Annotated in this window: 14 protein-coding genes; 10 read left to right on the forward strand and 4 right to left on the reverse strand. The window is 56.5% G+C overall.

The annotated features are described in order from the left end of the window. The first annotated feature begins 335 nt into the window (after positions 1 to 335). The 9 genes from bcsO to OB87_RS08235 all read left to right on the forward strand — a co-directional run bounded on the left by bcsO (position 336) and on the right by OB87_RS08235 (position 15,424). Complete coding sequence (bcsO, locus tag OB87_RS08195) at positions 336 to 983, forward strand: cellulose biosynthesis protein BcsO (RefSeq protein ID WP_033568955.1); 648 nt, start codon at positions 336 to 338, stop codon at positions 981 to 983. Beyond that, complete coding sequence (gene bcsQ / locus OB87_RS08200) at positions 974 to 1,789, forward strand: cellulose biosynthesis protein BcsQ (protein ID WP_033568956.1); 816 nt, start codon at positions 974 to 976, stop codon at positions 1,787 to 1,789. The genes bcsO and bcsQ overlap by 10 nt, the downstream gene beginning before the upstream one ends. Before the next feature lie 109 nt (positions 1,790 to 1,898). Next, positions 1,899 to 3,989, forward strand: coding sequence for a UDP-forming cellulose synthase catalytic subunit (gene bcsA, locus OB87_RS08205; protein WP_050515675.1), 2,091 nt, complete (start codon positions 1,899 to 1,901; stop codon positions 3,987 to 3,989). Further along, positions 3,986 to 6,502 carry a cellulose biosynthesis cyclic di-GMP-binding regulatory protein BcsB gene (gene bcsB / locus OB87_RS08210; RefSeq protein WP_033568957.1) on the forward strand — a complete coding sequence of 839 codons (2,517 nt, stop codon included), beginning with the start codon at positions 3,986 to 3,988 and terminating at the stop codon, positions 6,500 to 6,502. Before bcsA ends, bcsB begins: the two co-directional genes overlap by 4 nt. Positions 6,503 to 6,513: 11 nt before the next feature. Then, the gene (locus OB87_RS08215; RefSeq protein ID WP_033568958.1) at positions 6,514 to 10,338 is read left to right on the forward strand and encodes a cellulose biosynthesis protein BcsC; all 3,825 of its coding nucleotides are present in this window, start codon (positions 6,514 to 6,516) and stop codon (positions 10,336 to 10,338) included. 2 nt (positions 10,339 to 10,340) lie between these two features. Continuing rightward, on the forward strand, positions 10,341 to 10,808 hold the full coding sequence (gene bcsD, locus OB87_RS08220) for a cellulose biosynthesis protein BcsD (protein WP_033568959.1): 468 nt from the start codon (positions 10,341 to 10,343) through the stop codon (positions 10,806 to 10,808). A 12-nt stretch (positions 10,809 to 10,820) separates the two neighbouring features. Then, complete coding sequence (locus tag OB87_RS08225) at positions 10,821 to 11,819, forward strand: glycosyl hydrolase family 8 (protein ID WP_033568960.1); 999 nt, start codon at positions 10,821 to 10,823, stop codon at positions 11,817 to 11,819. A gap of 404 nt (positions 11,820 to 12,223) precedes the next feature. Continuing rightward, on the forward strand, positions 12,224 to 13,510 hold the full coding sequence (locus OB87_RS08230) for a dicarboxylate/amino acid:cation symporter (RefSeq protein ID WP_033568961.1): 1,287 nt from the start codon (positions 12,224 to 12,226) through the stop codon (positions 13,508 to 13,510). 420 nt (positions 13,511 to 13,930) lie between these two features. Further along, positions 13,931 to 15,424: a M16 family metallopeptidase gene (locus OB87_RS08235; protein WP_033568962.1), complete on the forward strand. Its 1,494-nt coding sequence runs from the start codon at positions 13,931 to 13,933 to the stop codon at positions 15,422 to 15,424. A 132-nt stretch (positions 15,425 to 15,556) separates the two neighbouring features. Here the strand turns inward: OB87_RS08235 and kdgK are convergent, their stop codons facing one another. From kdgK to yhjD, 3 genes are all read right to left on the reverse strand, one after another. Further along, complete coding sequence (gene kdgK, locus OB87_RS08240) at positions 15,557 to 16,489, reverse strand: 2-dehydro-3-deoxygluconokinase (RefSeq protein WP_033568963.1); 933 nt, start codon at positions 16,487 to 16,489, stop codon at positions 15,557 to 15,559. 181 nt (positions 16,490 to 16,670) lie between these two features. Beyond that, a complete protein-coding gene (locus tag OB87_RS08245) occupies positions 16,671 to 16,874 on the reverse strand; it encodes a 2-hydroxymuconate tautomerase family protein (protein ID WP_015848366.1) in 204 nt (67 codons plus the stop codon). 28 nt (positions 16,875 to 16,902) lie between these two features. Then, the gene (gene yhjD / locus OB87_RS08250) at positions 16,903 to 17,889 is read right to left on the reverse strand and encodes an inner membrane protein YhjD (protein WP_033568964.1); all 987 of its coding nucleotides are present in this window, start codon (positions 17,887 to 17,889) and stop codon (positions 16,903 to 16,905) included. A gap of 204 nt (positions 17,890 to 18,093) precedes the next feature. Here yhjD and OB87_RS08255 point away from each other — a divergent pair, with 204 nt between their 5' ends. After that, positions 18,094 to 19,317: an MFS transporter gene (locus tag OB87_RS08255; RefSeq protein ID WP_033568965.1), complete on the forward strand. Its 1,224-nt coding sequence runs from the start codon at positions 18,094 to 18,096 to the stop codon at positions 19,315 to 19,317. A gap of 55 nt (positions 19,318 to 19,372) precedes the next feature. On the opposite strand, the gene OB87_RS08260 is transcribed toward OB87_RS08255, so the two are convergent. Further along, complete coding sequence (locus OB87_RS08260) at positions 19,373 to 19,936, reverse strand: DcrB family lipoprotein (RefSeq protein WP_033568966.1); 564 nt, start codon at positions 19,934 to 19,936, stop codon at positions 19,373 to 19,375. Positions 19,937 to 19,959 lie beyond the last annotated feature (23 nt).

The raw sequence follows: 19,959 nt of genomic DNA on the forward strand, positions 1-19,959 counted from the left end.
TATTTTAACAATTTGGTGAATATTTAATCATGGATTTCAGGCGTACACTGCGCTATCTTCACGCCGCTCTATTTATCATCCGATGCCATCCATTAATTTCTGCTGTTATTGCCCGCTGGTTAACTATCTATATAGTGAAATTTCAGCCGGGTGAATGATGTTTTTTCAGATAGTTAGAGATGAAAGGGTTTACTTATGGATGGTTTGTTTATTTTCCCAGAGTAATTTACCTTCGTCACAAATATCGGTATAAGACTAATCCGAAAAGATTGTTTTTTGCGCTGTTGCCCAGCGCCATATTTGCCGTCACCCTTTTCCAGGGAAATGTAAGTTAGATGAAAAGTTATGATGATATGCAGCGCTTTAAGGACAAAGCCCAGATAAAAGATATTGATTTCAGGGACATGTCCGGACAGGTATTGCAATCTGAGACTGTAGTCTGGCCCATTATGAAACAGCTGTTGCGCAATCAGGCTGGCGACGACACGTTATTTGCTGCTCAGCCAGTGAGTATCGCGCAGCCTGTGCCGGTGAGCCAACATGCTTTATCCGCGGCTACGTCGTCTTCGGCGGTGCCTCGTCACGCCGTGCCATTATCCGGCGTGAACGCTAACCCTTCCGGGAGCCATCAGCATTCCCTGTTTAATGCTGTTGCCGCCTCGCTGCCGACAGCTGAAGCTGCCCCGGTTCCGATGCCGCAATCGGCCGTGTTGACACCATCATCGGCATTGACACCATCATCGGCATTGACACCACCATCGGCCCCAACGCTGCAACCGGCGAACCAGACTATAGATGCGGTGCCGCCTGACGCGGTGCGCTCGCATTCGCTGAGGTTTGCGGCGGCGAGCGAGGCGGACGTTGCCTCCGACGCTGGTCGGTTCCGCCAGCTATTCAGACACCACCGTCATGATGAAATTCATTCGGGATCCAAGACTATGTTGTTGAAACCCTTGTTGGAGAAGATTGCGTTATGCCGTTAGTTTGTGTGTGTTCTCCGAAAGGTGGCGTCGGCAAAACCACCATGGCGGCTAATCTGGCCTATGCGCTGGCCCGCGGTGGCAGCAAGGTGCTGGCGATTGATTTCGATGTGCAGAATGCGTTGCGCTTGCATTTTGGCGTACCGCTTGGTGATGAGCGCGGTTATGTCGCCAGGTCCGACGAAACGGCAGACTGGAGCCAGTCCATTCTGACCACTGACGATAATATTTTCGTGCTGCCTTACGGCAACGTCACCGAAGAACAACGGTTGGCGTTTGAGCATAATCTGGTCAGCGATCCGCAGTTTCTCAAACGCGGCCTCAGCTCGGTGATGAACTATCCGGGGTTGGTGATCGTGGCGGATTTTCCACCTGGACCGAGTCCGGCGCTGAAAGCCATGACGGAGTTGGCTGACCTGCATCTGGTGGTGATGATGGCAGATACGGCATCGTTGTCGCTGATGCCGCATATCGAAGACAACAAACTGACCGGTCAGCGACTGAACCGGAAAAAAGGTTACTACCTGCTGCTGAACCAGACGGATAACCGTCGTGCTATCAGCAGCCAGGTTTCGTCGTTTGTTCAGCAGCGTATGCCGGACAAACTGATTGGCAGCGTACACCGGGATGAGAGTGTCGCTGAAGCCAATGCCTCCCAACGCTCCATTTTTGATTTCAGCCCGGTTTCTGCCGCTGCGTTTGATATTGAGCTTATCGGAAAACGCGTTGCGGCTTTGCTGGATATCAGAATTGGCAACGGAGAAGTTCACGCCGATTTTCCAGCTTATCAGGCTGTTCCGGCCACTTAAGTGGCTGGTCAGTCTCAGCCTGTACCACATTGACATTCTTTGGCTGTTTTTTTCAGCGTGAGTCATGCTCGCGCGGACGTTTCCTATCCATTAAATATCAGGATAATCGATGAAAAAAATCCTGTTTTTAACGTTGTTGTTGTTATTACTACCGGTTGCGGCGGTGATTGTTATCACGCCGATGGACAGTGAAAAACAATACATATTTGGTCTAATCAGCATAGCGCTGATGTTTTTACTGGGGCTGAATAAGCGCCGGGAAATTACGGTCGTGCTGGTGGTGATGTCGATATTGACCTCGACACGCTATATATACTGGCGCGCAACGGAAACCCTGCATTTCAATTCTGAAATTGAAGCTATTCTTGGCATCGGGTTATTTATCGCCGAGTTCTATGTCTGGGTGATTCTGTTATTGGGCTTTCTCCAGACGGTCTGGCCGCTGGAGCGCGTGATTGAGCCGATGCCGGAAGACACCCAGCTATGGCCGACGGTGGATATCTATATCCCGACCTATAACGAAAGCCTGGATGTGGTGCGGGATACGGTACTGGCGGCGCAGTGTATCGACTATCCGCGCGACAAAATGAAGGTTTATCTGCTGGATGACGGCAGGCGCAGCGAGTTTGCCGTTTTCGCCTCGCAGGTTGGCATTGGCTACATTACCCGCGATAACAACGCGCACGCCAAGGCCGGTAACCTCAACCACGCGCTAAAACTGACGCAGGGTGAATTAATCTGCGTATTTGACTGCGACCACGTTGCCAAGCGCATTTTCTTGCAAGCCACGGTTGGCCCGTTCCTGTCGGACCCGAAGCTGGCGCTGTTGCAGACACCGCACTACTTCTATTCGCCGGACCCGTTCGAACGCAACCTGCGTGCGGCGCGTGATATGCCAAATGAAGGTGCGCTGTTTTACGGGCCGGTGCAGCAAGGTAATGACCTGTGGAACGCGGCCTTTTTTTGCGGCTCCTGCGCGGTGATTCGTCGTACTGCACTGGATGAGATCGGTGGTTTTGCGGTGGAAACCGTGACGGAAGACGCGCATACCGCCATCAAGATGCAGCGAAAAGGCTGGAAATCCGCGTTTCTGTCGATTCCGCTGGCGGCGGGGCTGGCGACCGAGCGGCTGGTATTGCACGTGATCCAGCGTATCCGCTGGGCACGAGGCATGACGCAGATTTTCCGGGTCGATAATCCGCTGTTGGGGCGCGGGCTGAGCTGGCCGCAGCGCTTGTGTTACCTCAATGCCATGCTGCATTTCCAGTTTGGTCTGCCGCGAGTGGTGTTTCTGACCGCGCCGCTGGCCTACCTGCTGTTCAACCTCAATATCATTCATGCCTCTGCCGCGATGATCTTTGCCTATGCGCTGCCGCATCTGATGATATCGATGTACCTCAACTCGCGTATGAACGGGCGTTTCCGGTACAGCTTCTGGGGCGAGATTTACGAAACGGTGATGGCGTTCCATCTGGTATTCCCGACGCTGATTACCTTGTTTTCGCCGAAGCGCGGCAAGTTCAATGTGACCGATAAAGGCGGCCTGCTTGATGAAGGTTTCTTTGATTTCCGCATTGTGCGGCCGCACATCGTTGCTGCTGTTTTGTTGGGGGCTGGCGTTCTGGCCGGTATTACCCGTATCGCAGCGCATGATTATTTCAACGTTGACCCCTATGTGATCGTGCTGAACGTGGTGTGGGCATTGTTCAGTTTGCTAACCCTGCTGGCGGCGATTGCGGTGGCACGGGAAACTAAACAAGTACGTAAAACCATCCGCATTGATGTGGATGTCCCCGCCATTATCCATTACGCCAGTGGTATTGCGTCCCGCACGACCACCGTCAACCTGTCGATGGGTGGGGTGCAGCTTAAAGCGCCGGATCAGCGTCATAAAACCGATGAAATCGAAGCCGTTGAACTGTTGCTGCAATCCAGCGAAATTTGCCTGTCAGTGCAGTTGGTGGCGGCGGATGACGACAACATTCGTCTGCAGTTCGTCGATATTCCATTAGCCCAGCGTCGGGCACTGGTGCGAGTCGTGTTGTCGCGTGCGGATGCCTGGATGAATAACCCCTGGCCGCAGGATCGCCCTTTGCGTTCGCTGTGGGCTGTGGTTCGTACAGTCTGTGCGTTCTTCTGGATGAGTTTGCGAGGTCGCGGTAGAAAAGCGAACCTGAAGAAGGAGGACGTCGCAGCATGATGACGCCACGTTTTATGAAAGCGCTGCTGTCCCTGTGTGTGGGTAGCGTGTTAGCGCTGGGCGGCGCCGGGGCGTTTGCTGCGGGTGATGCGGCGGATGAACCGCTGCCTGCCATGCTTAGCCCTGGTGGCGGCAACCCACAACCAGTGACGAGCGAAGCCGCACCGGTCACGGACTCTGCGGCGGCCCCGAGCACGGCGTTGCCGCCGATGCCACCGATAACGTCGCCAGTGATACCGCCGATGGCGACGCCTGCCGCGGTGCCGTCGGCCCCTGATGTTGCTGTGTCACCGTTGCAGACCACGCCTTCGATGCTGCTACCGGCACCTGCTGGCGAGCCGATGGCGGGTTACCAGCCGCTGGCTAGCAGCGTCTCCGTGGCACAGATGGGGCAAACGCATGGGATCACGCTGGCAGGCGGTCAGGCACAGGCTGGGGTGATTTTCACCCTGCCGGGCGATCAGGTGGTGACCAACGCGCGTCTGGATCTGGCACTACGGGTGTCGCCTGAACTGGCGGCATTGAATACCTCGATGCAACTGATGTTGAACGGTCAGCCGCTCGGCACCGTGCCGCTCAACGCTGCCACTGGCGACAGCACCCTGTTTCAGCTGGATATTCCCGCCGCGATGGTGGTATCCAGCAACAACCTGAGTTTTCGCATCAATGACGCCGATCGCCTGCTGTGCGAACGCGATAGCGCGACCCGTTACAACCTGACGATTCTGCCGACCACCACCCTGAATCTGGAAGGTCAGCAACTGGATATCGGCACCCGGCTGGAGAATTTCCCGCGTCCGTTTATCGACCCGTTGCAGATGACGCCCGCCACCGTGCCGATGGTATTCCCGGCCGACGTCACCCCTGAGCAGGTCAGTGCGGCATCGCTGGTGGCCTCCTGGCTGGGGATGCGCATGGATGGCTACGGCGTGACTTTCCCGGTGATACGCGACGCATTACCCGAGAAGAGCGGCATGGTGTTTGGCCGTCCTGGGGACAAAGTGGGCACGCTAACGCTGCCGGAGGTGACCGGCCCCACGCTGCAACTGATTGATAACCCGGTAAACCCGGTTTACAAGCTGATGCTGGTTATAGGCAAGGATGACGAGCAGTTGCGACAGGCGGCGTACCGTCTGGTCAGCCAGCCACTCACTGGCGATGCGTCAACCCTTGCGGTGGCGCAGCAGACCATACCGTTCCGCCGCGCCTACGACGCGCCGCGCTGGATCAACACCGACCGGCCGGTGCGGTTAAGCGAACTGTTGCGCGCCGATCAAAGCATGACAGTCAGCGGGCTGTGGCATGAGGCGTTGCGCATCAACTTCCGCGCTGCGCCGGACTTGTTCCTGTGGGACGGCGACACCATTCCGGTGAAAGTCGACTACCGTTTTCCGTCGGAAAGCTGGATTGACGAAAGCCGCTCATACCTGAACGTGATGCTCAACGGCACCTTTCTGCGCAACCTGACGGTGAACAAAATCGGCGTGTTGCAGCAACTGTGGCGTGAAATGGGCGGCGATACCCGTCAGGAAAGCTATACGCTGAAGGTCGAGCCGTACCTGATTTATGGCTATAACCAGTTCCAGCTCTATTTCAATATTCGTGCGAAAGACGACGCGCCGTGCAGTGTGTTGCTCAACAACAACATCAAGAGCCAGATTGCCGACAGCACGTCTATCGATCTGAGCCGCACGCGCCATTTCACCCTGCTGCCAAATCTGTCCTATTTCGTTGGTGCAGCGTTTCCGTTTACCCGTCAGGCGGATTATGCCCAGACGGTGATGCTGCTGCCGGAAAAGCCCAGCGATGCTGAAATCGGCTTGTTGCTGGATCTGGCCGGACGCGCCAGCGATGCCACCGGTGTGAGTCTCAATCACAACCGCGTGATGTTCGGCTTGCCGACCAACGCGGCGGATCGCCAGAAGCTTGAGAATAGCGACGTATTGGCGGTGACCACGCAGCCGCAGACCGCGTTCAATCAGAACCTGCTGTCTGGCTCGCCCTACACGGTGAACAGCCACACCTTCGGCGTGAAAGCGCCGGGTACATGGGAACGTGCTCGCACCCTGTTGACCGGTGATTGGGACCGCGCACCGCGGGATGCGGACCGCTATTTTTCATCCAACGAGGCCTGGCGCGGTTTCCTCAGCTACCGATCGCCGTGGAACCCCGCGCGTGTGGTGGTGGTTGCCACCGGCAGTGGTGATGAACAGTTATTGCGGTTGTATGGCGATCTGAACTCGCCGAACATCAACGCCGCGGTGCGGGGCGATACCGCCATCATCACCGATGAAAACGGTGTGCGCAGTTTCCGGGTCGGTCCGCAGTTCCCCAGCGGCGAAATGCCCTGGTACATGATGATTGTCTGGTACGCCAATCAGCACTCGGTGTTGCTGGCGCTGGCGGCGTTGCTGCTGGCGGCGGCCGTAGGGCTTAGTCTGGCGTCAATTCTCCGACGGTTGGCGGAGAAACGGCTGTCAACCCGACGCGATGCGGGTGTGGATAAAAAATAAGCGAACCACCAATGAAGATGACAACATTAACAGCCCGCATCCGTCAGTCACTGTCTCTCACCGGGGTAGTGGTCGGCGGCGTGCTATCCGCTTCTGCGCTGGCGGCGCAGACAAATCCGGCGCTTCAGGCGCTGTTTGAACAGGCAGATTACTGGCATCAGCGCTCTCACGACGACCTGGCGCGTGATGCATTGCAGAAAATCCTGCTGGTGGATGCCAACAACCCGCGCGCGCTTTATCTGATGGCGCTGTATGCCCAGAACAGCGGCGACAGTGCCGACGCGGCCAAATGGCGCGAACGCCTGAGCAAGGCATCGCCGCAGGACCCACTGTTGCAGGCGCTGGACAACGCCCGTCAGGCCGCGACCATTCCGCAGGCGCAACTGGCGCTGGCGCGTCAGCAGGCGCGCAGTGGCAATATCAGCGCCTCGCTGCAAACCTGGCGCAATCTGTTCAGTGGCACCCAGCCGCCCGCCAGCATTGCTGCGGAATATTATTTGACGATGGCGGGCGACCGCACGCTGTTGCCGCAGGCGATTGACCACCTGCGTGAATTTGCAGCGGCGCACCCGCAGGACACCAATGCCGCCGTGGCGCTCGGTAAGGCGCTGACCTATCAGGAGCCGACCCGTCGCGAAGGGGTGCAAATCCTCAGTGGGCTGGCGTCTGGCAGCGCCGATGCCGATCAGGGGATGCGGCAGGCGTTGCTGTGGCTGGGGCCGAAAGCAGACGATGCGCCGCTCTATCAGCTCTACCAGCAGCGGCACCCGCAGGACACGACGGTGATGGACTATTACCGCAAGAACGTGGGCGGCAGCGAGAAAGACAAAGGCTTTACCGCGCTCAACAGCGGTGACCTTTCCAGCGCACAGACCGCTTTCAGCCAGGTGTTGAAGGCGAACCCGGAAGACGCGGATGCCCTGGCGGGGATGGGGTACGCTGCCCAGCGGCGCGGTGATTTTTCCGCTGCGGCATCTTATCTGGAGCGGGCGGCGCGGCAAGGCGGCGAGAACAGTACGCAGCGTCAGCAGCAGGCGGAAGACGCGCGTTTCTACGCTCAGTTGGCGAATGCCCAGCAGGCGATGAAAAATGGCGATACGTCGCAGGCGCTGACCCTGAGCGAGCCGCTGGCGCAGGCCGGTGGCGACAAAGGACTGACGGCGAAACTGTTCCGGGCCGATGTGTTGCGCCGCACCAACAATTTCTCACAAGCGGAACGCTTGTACCGCGACATTCTGCAAACGGATGCCGACAACCGCAGCGCCAAAGAAGGGCTGTTTTACGTGCTGCGCGAGCAGAACCGCACTGCCGAGGCCAATACGCTGTTCGCGGCCTTGCCGGAGATCGTGCGGCGTAGCATGGCACCGCGCCCGGTTGCGACCAGCTCGCCGGTGCGCAGTGAAGCCAAACAGGCACTGGCGGCGGGCGATACCGTCCGCGCCATCGGTCTGTTGCAGCAAGGCATGGCGCGTTTCCCGAACGATGGTTGGCTGAAGCTTGATCTGGCCCGGATTTACCAGCAGCAGGGTAATACGGCTGCCGCTACCTCGGTCATGCAACCGTTGTTCCGTGCGGGTGCCAGTGCGGATGACCTGTACGCCGCGGCATTGTTCGCCAGCGAAAATAATGCCTGGCAGCAGGCCAGCACGTTGCTGTCACGCATTCCGCCGCATAACCAGAATGAAGACACCCGGAGCCTGGCGCAGCGGGTCAATTTCAATCTGCAAATGGCGACCGCACAAGTGTATTTGTCGCGGGGCGAGAACGCCGCCGCGGCCAACACCCTGCGGGCATTGTCGGTGGCACCGCCGGAAAACCCGGCTGATGCAGGCAAACTGGCTCAGTCGCTGGCGGCGGCTGGCGAAACCGCCGCTGCGGTAGCGGTGGTGCGTAACAGTATGCAACGTGGCGTGCAGGGCAGCGCGGGCGATTACGCTGACCAGATTGGGGTACTGAATCAGGCCGGGCTGAGCGATGAAGCGCAGTCGTGGTTGAGCCGCCCGGAGCTGGTGGCGCGCAGTAGTGCGACGCAGCTGGATGGCTTGCGTACCGGTTTCGTGGTGCGCGAGGCCGACCGTCTGCGCGAAAACCAGCAGTATGCGCAGGCTTACGACAAGCTGGCCCGTGCGTTGCAGCGCGATCCGAAAAATACCGATCTGATGTTCGCCATGGCCCGGCTATACCAGTCCGGCAAGATGAACAAAGAAGCGGCAGACGTTTACGACTACCTATTGTTGCACGATACCCCGACGCAGGACGCGCGTGTCGGTGCCATTAATGTGGCGCTGGAACGCCATGACACGGCAAAGGCACATGCGCTGTCTACCGGTTTGCAGGGTGAGCAGACGCCGGAGCGCTTGTTGCTGCTGGCCCGGATCGCGGACGCCGAGGGGAATCGCGATCAGGCGCTGGCTTACCTGAGAGCCGCCCGCTCAAAAGCAGTGGGGATGGCGGGGGTTGCACCAGGAAGCACGCCGACGATTGGCGGACTGGCGATGACGGACAACCCGTTCATCGATCGTTCGACGTCGGCGGTTACTCGCGTTGCTGGCAGCCCTTCCTCCTATGGCAGTGTGATGCCGTGGCAGCAGCGTAACGGCGTTGCCAGTGGCGACACCACGGTGGCAACAGGCGCTTCCGCCTCACAGCAACAGGCCGCTACGCTGACACAGATTAACGGCATGATGGCCGATCTGGAGCGGGATACCGGCGGTTGGGTGCAGGCTGGGGTACAGATTCGCGCCCGCGATGGCGATTCGGGGTTGAGCCGATTTACCGAAGCGAAAGCGCCACTAACCTGGTCGAGCGGCCTGTTTGGCAGCTCGCGCATCAATTTCGGTGTCACCCCCGTTACCATGAATGCCGGTTCTGTGGATGGCAACGGCCTGAAGACTTTTGGCGTTCAGTCGTTATTCCAGTCTCAAAATCCGGAAGCTCAGGCTGCATTAGGGTTGTCTGGTCCTAATGGTGCTAGTGCTATCAAGCAGCAGCGGATGTCCGGTGCAGAACTGAATCTGGCGTTGATCGGCAAGAATTATAAGGTTGACCTTGGCAGTACGCCGTTGGGTCAGGAGCTGAATACGCTGGTGGGTGGTGCACAATGGTCACCTAAGTTGACCGATTTCCTGACGCTGATAGTGACCGGTGAACGCCGTGCGGTGACAGATAGCCTGCTGTCTTACGTTGGTAGTCGTGACCAACTGACCGGCAAGCGCTGGGGGCAAGTCACCAAGAACGGCGGCAACGTGATGTTGAGCTATGATAATGGCGATATCGGTCTTTATGGCGGTGGCGGCCTGTACAGTTATCTTGGCGAAAATGTGAAGAACAACACCGGCGCGATGGCGAATACGGGGGTTTATGTTCGTCCAATCCACAGTAACGATCGTGAACTGAAAGTCGGTGTAAACCTGGGCTGGATGAACTTCTCTCAGGACCTCAGTTATTACAGCTACGGTCAGGGCGGCTATTTTAGCCCGCAGAACTATGTGTCGTTGTCGTTGCCGGTTGAGTGGAGCCAGAAATACGACGACCTGAGCGTCAAGGCGGGTGTGACGGTGGGGTATCAATCCTACTCGCGTGACGGCAGTGCGTATTTCCCGAATGACCCGAATCTGCAAACACTGCTGGAAAATGCGGTGGCGCGAGGTGGGTCAACAGAATCCCGCTACGCAGGCGACAGCAAGAGCGGCATTGGCTATAACGTGCATGTCGGCGCGGATTATCGCGTCACCAAAGACGTGACCGTTGGCGGACAGATGGGCTATGACACTTTTGGCAACTATAACGAAACCACGGCCCAGCTCTATTTCCGCTACGGGCTCGGAGGCAAATAAGCATGAGTGACTTGCAACAGCAAGCATTGAATTATTATCGCCAGCAGCAATTGTCACCCGGTTGGGTGGATCTGTTCGGGGTGATCGTCAACGGGATGATGGATAACGCCGGTGAACAGGAAGGGTTGGCATTTTTACGCCACATGGGCGGGCAACTGGCCGAGCGCTATCCGTTGTCAGAGGCGGTAACGGTGATGGATCTGGAACAGGAGATCAACCGGGTGCTGTCGCAGTTTCATTGGGGATGCGTGGACCTGCGCCCGTATGAAGATCGACTGGAGATTTATCATCTGGCGTTGCCCGTTGCCGTGAATACGCCGGGCAGCGTCAGATGGCGTATGGCGATGGCGGCGGTGTTGCAAGGGCTGTATAGCCGCTGGCTGCGTGAGCAGGGCGGCGTCGAGTCGGTGCCGTTGTCCTGCGAAGAAACCGGCAATGAATCCACCCTGTTGTTCCGTTACCAACACTAAGCCGGAGGCGTAATGGTCAAGCCAATGTGGCGTTGTTGGGCATTGATGCTGATAGTACTGTTCAGTGCATCGGCAACGGCGGCAAACGGCTGGGAAATCTACAAAAGCCGTTTCATGACCGCAGATGGCCGTATTCAGGATACCGGCAACAAGAATGTCAGCCATACCGAAGGCCAGGGATTCGCCATGCTGATGGCGGTGTATTACGGTGATCGGCGTGCGTTCGATAGCCTGTGGAACTGGACGCAAAGCCACTTGCAGAACACGACCAGCGGTTTGTTCTACTGGCGTTACGACCCGTCGGCGGCCAACCCGGTAGTGGATAAAAACAACGCCTCGGATGGTGATGTGCTGATCGCCTGGGCGTTGTTAAAAGCAGGAAATAAATGGCAGGACAACCGATACCTGCAGGCGTCGGACAGTATCCAGAAAGCCATTATCGCCAACGATATCATTCAGTTTGCGGACCGCACCGTGATGTTGCCTGGGGCCTATGGCTTCAACAAGAACAGTTATGTTGTCCTTAACCCGTCATATTTCCTGTTCCCGGCCTGGCGCGACTTTGCTAACCGCAGCCATCTTCAGGTGTGGCGGAAGCTGATTGACGATAGCCTGTCACTGGTCGGAGAAATGCGTTTCGGTCAGGTCGGATTACCGACGGACTGGGTAGCGCTGAACGCAGACGGGTCAATGGCACCGGCAACGGCCTGGCCATCGCGTTTCAGTTACGATGCTATCCGTATTCCGCTGTACCTGTATTGGTACGATGCCAAAACGACGGCGCTGGTGCCGTTCCAACTGTACTGGCGTAACTATTCCCGTCTGACGACACCGGCCTGGATCGATGTACTAAGCAATAACACCGCACCCTACAATATGCAGGGCGGCTTGCTGGCGGTGCGTGACCTGACGATGGGCAACGCAGACGGACTCAGCGACCTGCCTGGCGCATCGGAGGATTACTACTCGTCCAGCCTGCGGTTGCTGGCCACTCTGGCACGCGGTAAATAACCGCATCCTGCGGTACATACACATGGCGAGGGCATCGTCCTCGCCATTTCCCCTATTTTTACCCATCAGACATAGTGTGTTTTACGCTTTGTTAACCAGATTGTTACTCGTGATCTCATTCACAAAAAATTCTTATGAATCAGCGCAGAATAGAGGAATGGCGCGGCTTGTTGAGAGGTTTGAAGCGCGTCATTCATGCGTGATGTTATCGATAAATTAATGCAATGTTTTTTGGGAAGAATCTGTTGAAGCGATTCAGCTCTTGTTTTTAACCGGATGTTCACAAACTAAAGTTATAAAAGTATTCACTCTGTTATCAGGGTGTTATTTTCCGGCGCAAGCACAGGCGGCAACTTTATCGTTCTTTGTCCCCCGTGTGTTTTCCCATCAAAGGACGTCACACTATGAAAAAATCAATATTTAAAAGTCTCTACTTTCAGGTACTTGTAGCCATTACCATCGGGATATTACTGGGGCATTTCTACCCTGCATTGGGTGAGCAGATGAAACCCCTGGGCGACGGATTTGTGAAATTAATCAAAATGGTGATCGCGCCTGTGATCTTTTGTACTGTCGTCACCGGGATCGCCGGGATGGAGAGTATGAAAGCCGTCGGGCGTACCGGTGCGGTAGCACTGCTCTATTTTGAGATTGTCAGTACGCTGGCGTTGATCATCGGTCTGGTGGTGGTGAACGTGCTGCAACCTGGCGCGGGTATGAACGTGGATCCGGCGTCGCTGAACGCGGCGGCAGTGGCAAATTACGCGACTGAAGCTGGTAAGCAAGGCGTGGTGCCGTTCTTGATGGATGTGATTCCTTCCAGCGTGATTGGTGCTTTCGCCAGCGGTAACATCCTGCAGGTGCTGTTGTTTGCGGTGATGTTCGGTTTTGCGCTGCACCGTCTGGGTGACAAGGGCGTGCTGATTTTCGATGTGATCGAAAGTTTCTCCCAAGTGATTTTCGGCATCATCAACATGATCATGCGTCTGGCACCGTTGGGGGCATTTGGTGCGATGGCCTTCACCATCGGTAAGTATGGTGTCGGCTCACTGGTGCAATTGGGGCAGTTGATTATCTGCTTCTACATTACCTGTATCCTGTTTGTGGTGCTGGTACTGGGATCTATCGCCAGAGCTACTGGTTTCAGCATCTTCAAGTTTGTTCGCTACATTCGTGAAGAACTGCTAATCGTTCTGGGGACGTCCTCTTCCGAGTCCGCGCTGCCGCGTATGCTTGAGAAGATGGAAAAACTGGGTTGTAAGAAATCGGTGGTGGGTCTGGTGATTCCGACCGGCTACTCCTTCAACCTGGATGGCACCTCGATTTACCTGACTATGGCAGCGGTATTTATCGCTCAGGCGACCAACAGCCACATGGATATCTGGCATCAGATCACCCTGCTGGTGGTACTGTTGCTGTCGTCCAAAGGGGCGGCGGGCGTGACCGGTAGCGGCTTTATCGTGCTGGCAGCCACCATTTCCGCTGTAGGACACCTGCCGCTTGCTGGTCTGGCGCTGATTCTGGGCATCGACCGCTTTATGTCCGAAGCTCGTGCGCTGACTAACCTAGTTGGTAACGGCGTAGCGACAGTCGTAGTGGCCAAGCTGTGTAAAGAGCTTGATAGCAAGAAGATGAACGATGTGCTGTCCGGTCGTAATGACGGCCCGGCGGCGGAGTCTCGTCCGTCCTGATAACGCATTCCCTCCTGCTTGTTACCCACAGTTCGCTTCGCGGGCTGTGGGTAATTCTTATCCATTCTGTGCTAGATTTTAGGCGTCTTTAACTTTTTTATTCTTTATTTCACGTTGTTCAGTGACATAGACAAAAGCACGCTGTCTAACGGGATGGTACACTTCGCTTCTCTTTTTTTGTGAGGCGAATATAACCGCCATACTTCAGTTGCAGGTGCGTTGGCTGCCCTCACTTACCCGGTTGCCGCGTTACAAGGCGCGTAGGCGTCTTATCCTTGAAGGACAATACGTTGCTTAAAGCGTGAGTGTCTTATCCTGCAGCTTGAATTATTTGGGGTATAACACGTAAGGCGGCAGGATGATGCCGCCTGAATCCACAAAAACATACTGTATTGGTTCGTGATTAAAGTAGGGGTTCACATGCAAGGCACCAAATTTGGCCTTTTTGTTGGTGGAGTGTTGCTGGCGGCTGCCGTCGGTAACGTGCAGGCTGAAGCACTACAACCCGATCCCGCCTGGCAACAGGGCAAGCTGGATAACGGCTTTAGCTGGCAGCTTCTTGCTACACCCCAGCGTCCCAGCGACCGGATTGAACTACGGCTGATGATTAACACCGGTTCATTGACGGAAAATGCGCAACAGACGGGGTTTTCCCATTTTATTCCGCGCCTGGCATTGTTGCCGCGCGACACCTTTTCCGCCGGGCAGCTACCCTCGCTGTGGCAACAGTCTGAGAGCGAAACACGACCATTGCCTCCGGCTACCACATCGTATGACTTTACCTCTTACAATCTGAGCTTGCCGAATAACCGGCCTGACTTGTTGAAAGATGCACTGAGCTGGCTGGCGGACACCGCAGGCCAGTTGCAGATTGATGATAAACGCATCGCGGCGGCGACGAAGATGCTTGACCCGGTAGCTAACGCGCCCACCAATCCGCAAGAGGCAGGGTGGCGTTACCGCCTGAAAGGGTCGTCACTGCTGTCGTATGCGCCGGGGCAATCGCTTAAAGCCTCAGTGAATGCCGAACAGCTGAGCAAATACTACAAAACCTGGTACACACCGGATGCCATGACGCTGTATGTGGTGGGTAACGTTGACAGTCGCGCTATCGCCGAGCAAATCGACCGCGTGTTCTCGCCATTGCAGGGTAAGCGGGTGACGCCTTCTCCGTTGCCGGTATTGTCCGCCATGCCGTCGACGCCAGTCAGTTTGATGGACAGCAGCGTAAAGCAGGACATCCTGTCGCTGGTGTGGGACATGCCGTGGCAGCCTATCCGCGACTCTCAGGCGCTGGCTCGTTACTGGCATAGCGATTTAGCGCGTGAAGCGCTGTTCTGGCATATGCAGCAGGTGCTGACCAAAAGCCCGCTGAAAGACACCAATGTGCGTTTTGATTGTAATGTGGTGTATGGCCGCGCCCAGTGTGCTATCCATCTGGATAATGTTACCAGCGAATCGGCGCAGGTCGGCATAACGTTTCTGAGCAAGGAGCTGAGGACGTTGCGGGATAAAGGGTTGTCTCAGGCAGAATTTGACACGCTGATGGCGCGTAAAACGGAAGAACTGAGCAAGCTGTTTGCCACGTATGCCCGCGCCAGTACCGATATTCTGATGGATCAGCGACTGCGTTCGCAGAAAAACGGGGTAGTGGACATTGCGCCGGAACAGTATCAGAAACTGCGCCAGAACTACCTGTCTTCTGTCACGCTGGAGATGCTGAATCAGGAACTGCATCAGCAGTTGTCTCAGGAAGCAACGTTGGTGATGCTACAGCCGCAGGGCGAGCCGGAAACCAGTGTGGAAGCGTTGCGGGAAACGTACATGAGTATCATGCAGCCGGATAACGGCGCCGCTGCCGTCGCACCGGACGCCGCCAAAGCGTCGCAGGACGAAACTTCGGCGGTGCGTTAACGCCAGCTTGCCGTGTGCCTGCGGGCACGGTGCGTTGAGACGGCGATATCGATCGCACCGACAAAAACAACAACGCCGGTTCAGCATGACAGACTGAACCGGCGTTTTTTATTGCGTCAGCTATGGCGCTGTTTAGGCAGGCATGGCTTCCAGCGGAATAATCGCGCCGCGATACTGAATCACGGTGCTGGCGGTAAGGTGACCGCGTTTGGCAGCATCCTCGGCACTACCGCCGTTCAGGCGCACAGACAGGTAACCGGCGCTAAATGAGTCACCTGCGGCAGTGGTATCGACGACTTTTTCTTTAGGCAGCCTTACCGCCGGGACTTCCAGCAGCGGTTCGCCCTGGATCGACACCAGGCAGGCGTCCGCGCCGCGTTTGATGACCACTTCCGTCACCCCAGCACCATGAGTGCGTTTCAGCACCTCGTCTACCGGCAGTTCGCCCCACAGCATATCTTCGTCGTCCAACGTCAGGAACGCGATATCCGTGCAGGCCAGCATATCGCTGTACGATTGACGGGTTTCTTCTTTGCTTTGCCACAAGCGCGGGCGATAGTTGTTGTCGAAAATCACCTTGCCGCCGTTAGCGCGGCAGGCACGCAGCACTGTCAGCAGGCGCTCACGGCTGTTTTGATTCAGAATCGCCAGACTGATGCCGCTCAGGTAGATGTAATCGAACTGCGCCAGTTGTTGGCCGATGGTTTCGGCATCTGGGCTTTCCAGCCAGTAACGGGCCGCGGCGTCATTACGCCAGTAATAGAAGGTACGCTCGCCGGTGGCATCGGTTTCGATGAAATACAGCCCCGGCAGTTTGTTGTCCAGACGTTGGATCAGGTCGGTTTTGACCCCTTCCTTTTGCCAGGCAGCCATCATTTCACTACTGAAGGAATCAGTACCCAGTGCGGTGACATAATGCACACCAAGCGCATCCGGTTTTACCTGACGGGAGATGTAGACGGCAGTGTTGAGGGTATCGCCACCAAAACCGCGGTTAAGATCCGCGCCTTTCTGTGACAGTTCAATCATGCACTCGCCAATAATTGCAATGTTCTTCGTCGTCATGACAGCTGACCTGTAAAAAGAGAAGGTGAACCAAAGGAAACTAGCGCCAGTCTCAACATTACACGGCATGGAGTCAATAGTGATGAAACGATGTTTTATTTTTTCATGATGTGGATCGGGAAAACCAGTTGTAATCCCGATCCTTAGGGGACAGTTGCTGATTGATACGTTGTGTTTCCGGTTATGAAGCCTGCTGGCGGCGTTCGGTCACGCTCTGTCCACCAATGCCCCAGTTGTCGGTTTCCACTTCATCAATGATGACCACAGTAGTGGCCGGATTTTTTCCCAACGTATCCACCAGCAGCTGGGTTACGCCAGCAATCAACTGCTTTTTTTGTTCAGCGGTGGCACCGTCTTTAGTGATACGAATGTTGACGAAAGGCATGGTTGCTCCTGTTGATAGGCTGTAAGTGTCAGGCACCGGACAGCGGCGTCTGCGTGTTGAGAACTGCTTTTGGGTCCGCCGTGGCGATCCAGGCGGCACAGAATAGCGTCAGGCGGGCAAAGAAATAGAAAAACGTCATCAAGCCGATCACGGAGCCAAATGCGGCCCCGGAAGGTGAGGTTGCCAGTTGAGGCAGTGCCACGGTCATGGCGAATTTCAGTACCTCGAAGCCGATAGCCGCCATCAGCGTGCCGCGCAACAGCGGTCCACGCCGAGGGTTATGGCGTGGCAGTACCCACAATATCCACAAAAACAGCAGATAGTTGGCGAAGATGGAGATAGACAACGCAATCAGCGTCATCACCGGGCGCAGCCAATCAATGCCGCCGAGCCCCAGAGCACGCACGATTGTCGCCTGCGCGCTACCGGCCACTGAGGTGAGAAACAGCGTGATCACCAACGCCAGCAGCAGCCCGATCAGTGACAGAAAATCCCACAGGTAGCGCAGATAGATTTTCTCTTCCTCGTGTGGCTGGCGTTCCCACACATCACGCGACTGGGCATGAATCGCCTCCCGCAGGTTGCCTATCCAGTTTACGCCGGAATAGAGCGCGATCAGCAGACCCGTCAGCCCGACGGTAGTACGCTGTCGCACTGCGGTATTCACGGTGTTCTTCAGGGTGAGGGCGAGACTCGGGTCGCTGATGCTGTTGACGATACGGTTGATGAGGCCGGTCAGCAGGTCAGGGTTGGAGGCCAGCACAAACCCTGCCGTGGCGAACGATACCATCAGGATCGGAATCAGTGACAGAAACGAAAAGTAGGTGATAGCGGCACCAAACTGATTGCCCATCCGGTCGTTAAAACGATCTCCCGCGCGGATAAAGTGGGCAACAACGGGCATTGACCTGATACGGTGCAGCCAGCCTGCTAAATGCCTGAACCGTTGATGGGAAGCGCCGGATGGCGTGCCCTGTTCGGTTGACGGGCGTGGCGGGTTGGGCTTCACAGGCATACAGTCTCTCCTGAACGACGTATCCTGCTGAGTATAACGCAGATACCGCCTTGTTATATAAGCGTAAAGGTGTAGCGGCTAACGCCGGATGATGGCGCTCGATAATTGGTGCTGAAAGACGCAAGTGTCTTGTTTATACTCAGAATCTCAACATGTCCGCCGCGTTCGCCCGTCGACGCGACCCGTAAGCGAGCCGATTTCTCCATGCCAGCTGCCACACCGCCTGTATCTACACCGCCTAAGCCTTCTCCCGGCGGCTTACGTCTAAACCTGCGCATCATGTCTGTTGTGATGTTTAACTTTGCCAGCTATCTGAACATTGGGTTGCCGTTGGCGGTGTTGCCGGGCTATGTGCATGAACAGCTTGGTTTTAGTGCCTTTTGGGCCGGTTTGGTGATCAGCCTGCAGTACTTTTCTACTCTACTCAGCCGCCCGCGAGCCGGTCGCCACGCGGATGAGAAAGGGCCGAAGCAGGTGGTGGTGTTCGGGCTGTCTGGTGTGCTGCTGAGCGGCGTATTTTATGCGCTGGCGGCCTGGAATGACGGTTCGCCGGTGTTGGCGTTGGCGCTGTTGTGCGTCGGCCGTCTGGTGCTGGGTGTTGGGCAGAGCTTCGCTGGCACCGGCGCAACTTTATGGGGCGTCGGCGTCGTTGGGTCGCTGCATATTGGCCGGGTGATTTCGTGGAACGGCGTGGCGACCTACGGTGCGATGGCGATTGGCGCGCCGCTGGGGGTATGGATTTATCATCTGGGTGGGCTGTGGTTGCTGGCCGGCGTGATCGTGCTGGTGGCTGGCTCGGCGATTCTGCTGGCGTTGCCTCGTCCGGCGGTAACGGTGACGCCAGGTAAGAAGCTGCCGTTCCGCGAAGTGCTCGGCAAAGTCTGGCTGTACGGCGTGATTTTGTCGCTGGCGTCCGCCGGGTTCGGCGTGATCTCGACATTTATCACCCTGTTTTACGCCAGTCGTCAGTGGGAGGGGGCCGCGTTGACTCTGAGCCTGTTCAGTTGTGCCTTTGTCGGCACCCGGTTGTTGTTCCCGAATGTCATTAACCGCTTTGGCGGCCTGCGAGTTGCGCTGGTGTGCTTTCTTGTCGAAGGTGCCGGTCTGCTGTTGGTATGGCTGGCATCGCATCCGCTGATGGCGGAAGCGGGCGCGTTTTTCGCCGGTGCCGGATTTTCGCTGGTGTTCCCGGCGCTGGGTGTGGTGGCAGTCAAGGCGGTGTCGGCACAGAATCAGGGTAGCGCACTGGCGACGTACACCATCTTTCTTGACTTGTCGCTAGGCGTAGTGGGGCCGACGGCTGGTGTCATGATGGCTTATACCGATATTGATGCCATTTATCTGGCGGCGGCGGCTCTGGCGCTGGTTGGGCTGTTGCTGACGGCGCGGCTATATCAGCGTGGACTGCGCGGTGTAAGCGCGGTGTGAGCAGAATCCCGCCGACAGCCGGTGTCGGCGCGGCGGGGGGAAGCGGTGCGGTGATTCAGTTCAGCTTCAGTGTGCTGATTACCTTACCCGCGTCGGCTTGCGCTTGTTGCAGGTTATCCGCAGGCAGCGTGATTTGCAGTGTCAGCAGTCGATTGTCTGTTTTGGCCAGCACGATGGATGAAAACGCTTTCTGCCCATTGCTGGTCAGAACGCTGTCCAGTTGTTGAATCTGATGGCCGTTGATCTCGGCCGTTTTGTTACCCAACACCTGAAGGCTGGCATCACGCCCGCGTTGCTGCTCTTCAAGACGTTGCCCCAGTGCCGGTAGGTCTAACGGCGTGTCATCACCGACAATCACGATGATGGCTTTCTGGCCGCTCTGATCCGCATAGACGTGCATGTTGTTGTTCTGATTACCCAGTTTACCGCTCTGATCACTCAGGCCGTTTGGCAGGGTAAAGGTCAGTTTGCCGGAGAGCAGAGACACGTTCTGCTCTGTGGTTTTTTCCGCCGCGGGGCTGGCGGCCGACGCGTTGGTTTTTTTATCGCTGTTGCCGTCGCAGGCGGCCAGCGTGGCGGCCAGCAGACCAATACCGATATATTTCGCTAAATTTGGCATGGGTATCCTTTCTTTATCACGAA

It is taken from the genome of Dickeya undicola (genome assembly GCF_000784735.1).
Taxonomy (GTDB): domain Bacteria; phylum Pseudomonadota; class Gammaproteobacteria; order Enterobacterales; family Enterobacteriaceae; genus Dickeya; species Dickeya undicola.

Bases quoted from the DNA above. Each gene is read 5' to 3' on its own strand.
- OB87_RS08235 (WP_033568962.1), top strand. From the start codon at position 13,931: ATGCAAGGCACCAAATTTGGCCTTTTTGTTGGTGGAGTGTTGCTGGCG.
- bcsQ (WP_033568956.1), top strand. From the start codon at position 974: ATGCCGTTAGTTTGTGTGTGTTCTCCGAAAGGTGGCGTCGGCAAAACC.
- OB87_RS08260 (WP_033568966.1), bottom strand. From the start codon at position 19,936: ATGCCAAATTTAGCGAAATATATCGGTATTGGTCTGCTGGCCGCCACG.
- OB87_RS08230 (WP_033568961.1), top strand. From the start codon at position 12,224: ATGAAAAAATCAATATTTAAAAGTCTCTACTTTCAGGTACTTGTAGCC.
- kdgK (WP_033568963.1), bottom strand. From the start codon at position 16,489: ATGACGACGAAGAACATTGCAATTATTGGCGAGTGCATGATTGAACTG.
- bcsA (WP_050515675.1), top strand. From the start codon at position 1,899: ATGAAAAAAATCCTGTTTTTAACGTTGTTGTTGTTATTACTACCGGTT.
- bcsD (WP_033568959.1), top strand. From the start codon at position 10,341: ATGAGTGACTTGCAACAGCAAGCATTGAATTATTATCGCCAGCAGCAA.
- bcsO (WP_033568955.1), top strand. From the start codon at position 336: ATGAAAAGTTATGATGATATGCAGCGCTTTAAGGACAAAGCCCAGATA.
- OB87_RS08225 (WP_033568960.1), top strand. From the start codon at position 10,821: ATGGTCAAGCCAATGTGGCGTTGTTGGGCATTGATGCTGATAGTACTG.
- bcsB (WP_033568957.1), top strand. From the start codon at position 3,986: ATGATGACGCCACGTTTTATGAAAGCGCTGCTGTCCCTGTGTGTGGGT.
- OB87_RS08255 (WP_033568965.1), top strand. From the start codon at position 18,094: ATGCCAGCTGCCACACCGCCTGTATCTACACCGCCTAAGCCTTCTCCC.
- OB87_RS08215 (WP_033568958.1), top strand. From the start codon at position 6,514: ATGAAGATGACAACATTAACAGCCCGCATCCGTCAGTCACTGTCTCTC.
- yhjD (WP_033568964.1), bottom strand. From the start codon at position 17,889: ATGCCTGTGAAGCCCAACCCGCCACGCCCGTCAACCGAACAGGGCACG.
- OB87_RS08245 (WP_015848366.1), bottom strand. From the start codon at position 16,874: ATGCCTTTCGTCAACATTCGTATCACTAAAGACGGTGCCACCGCTGAA.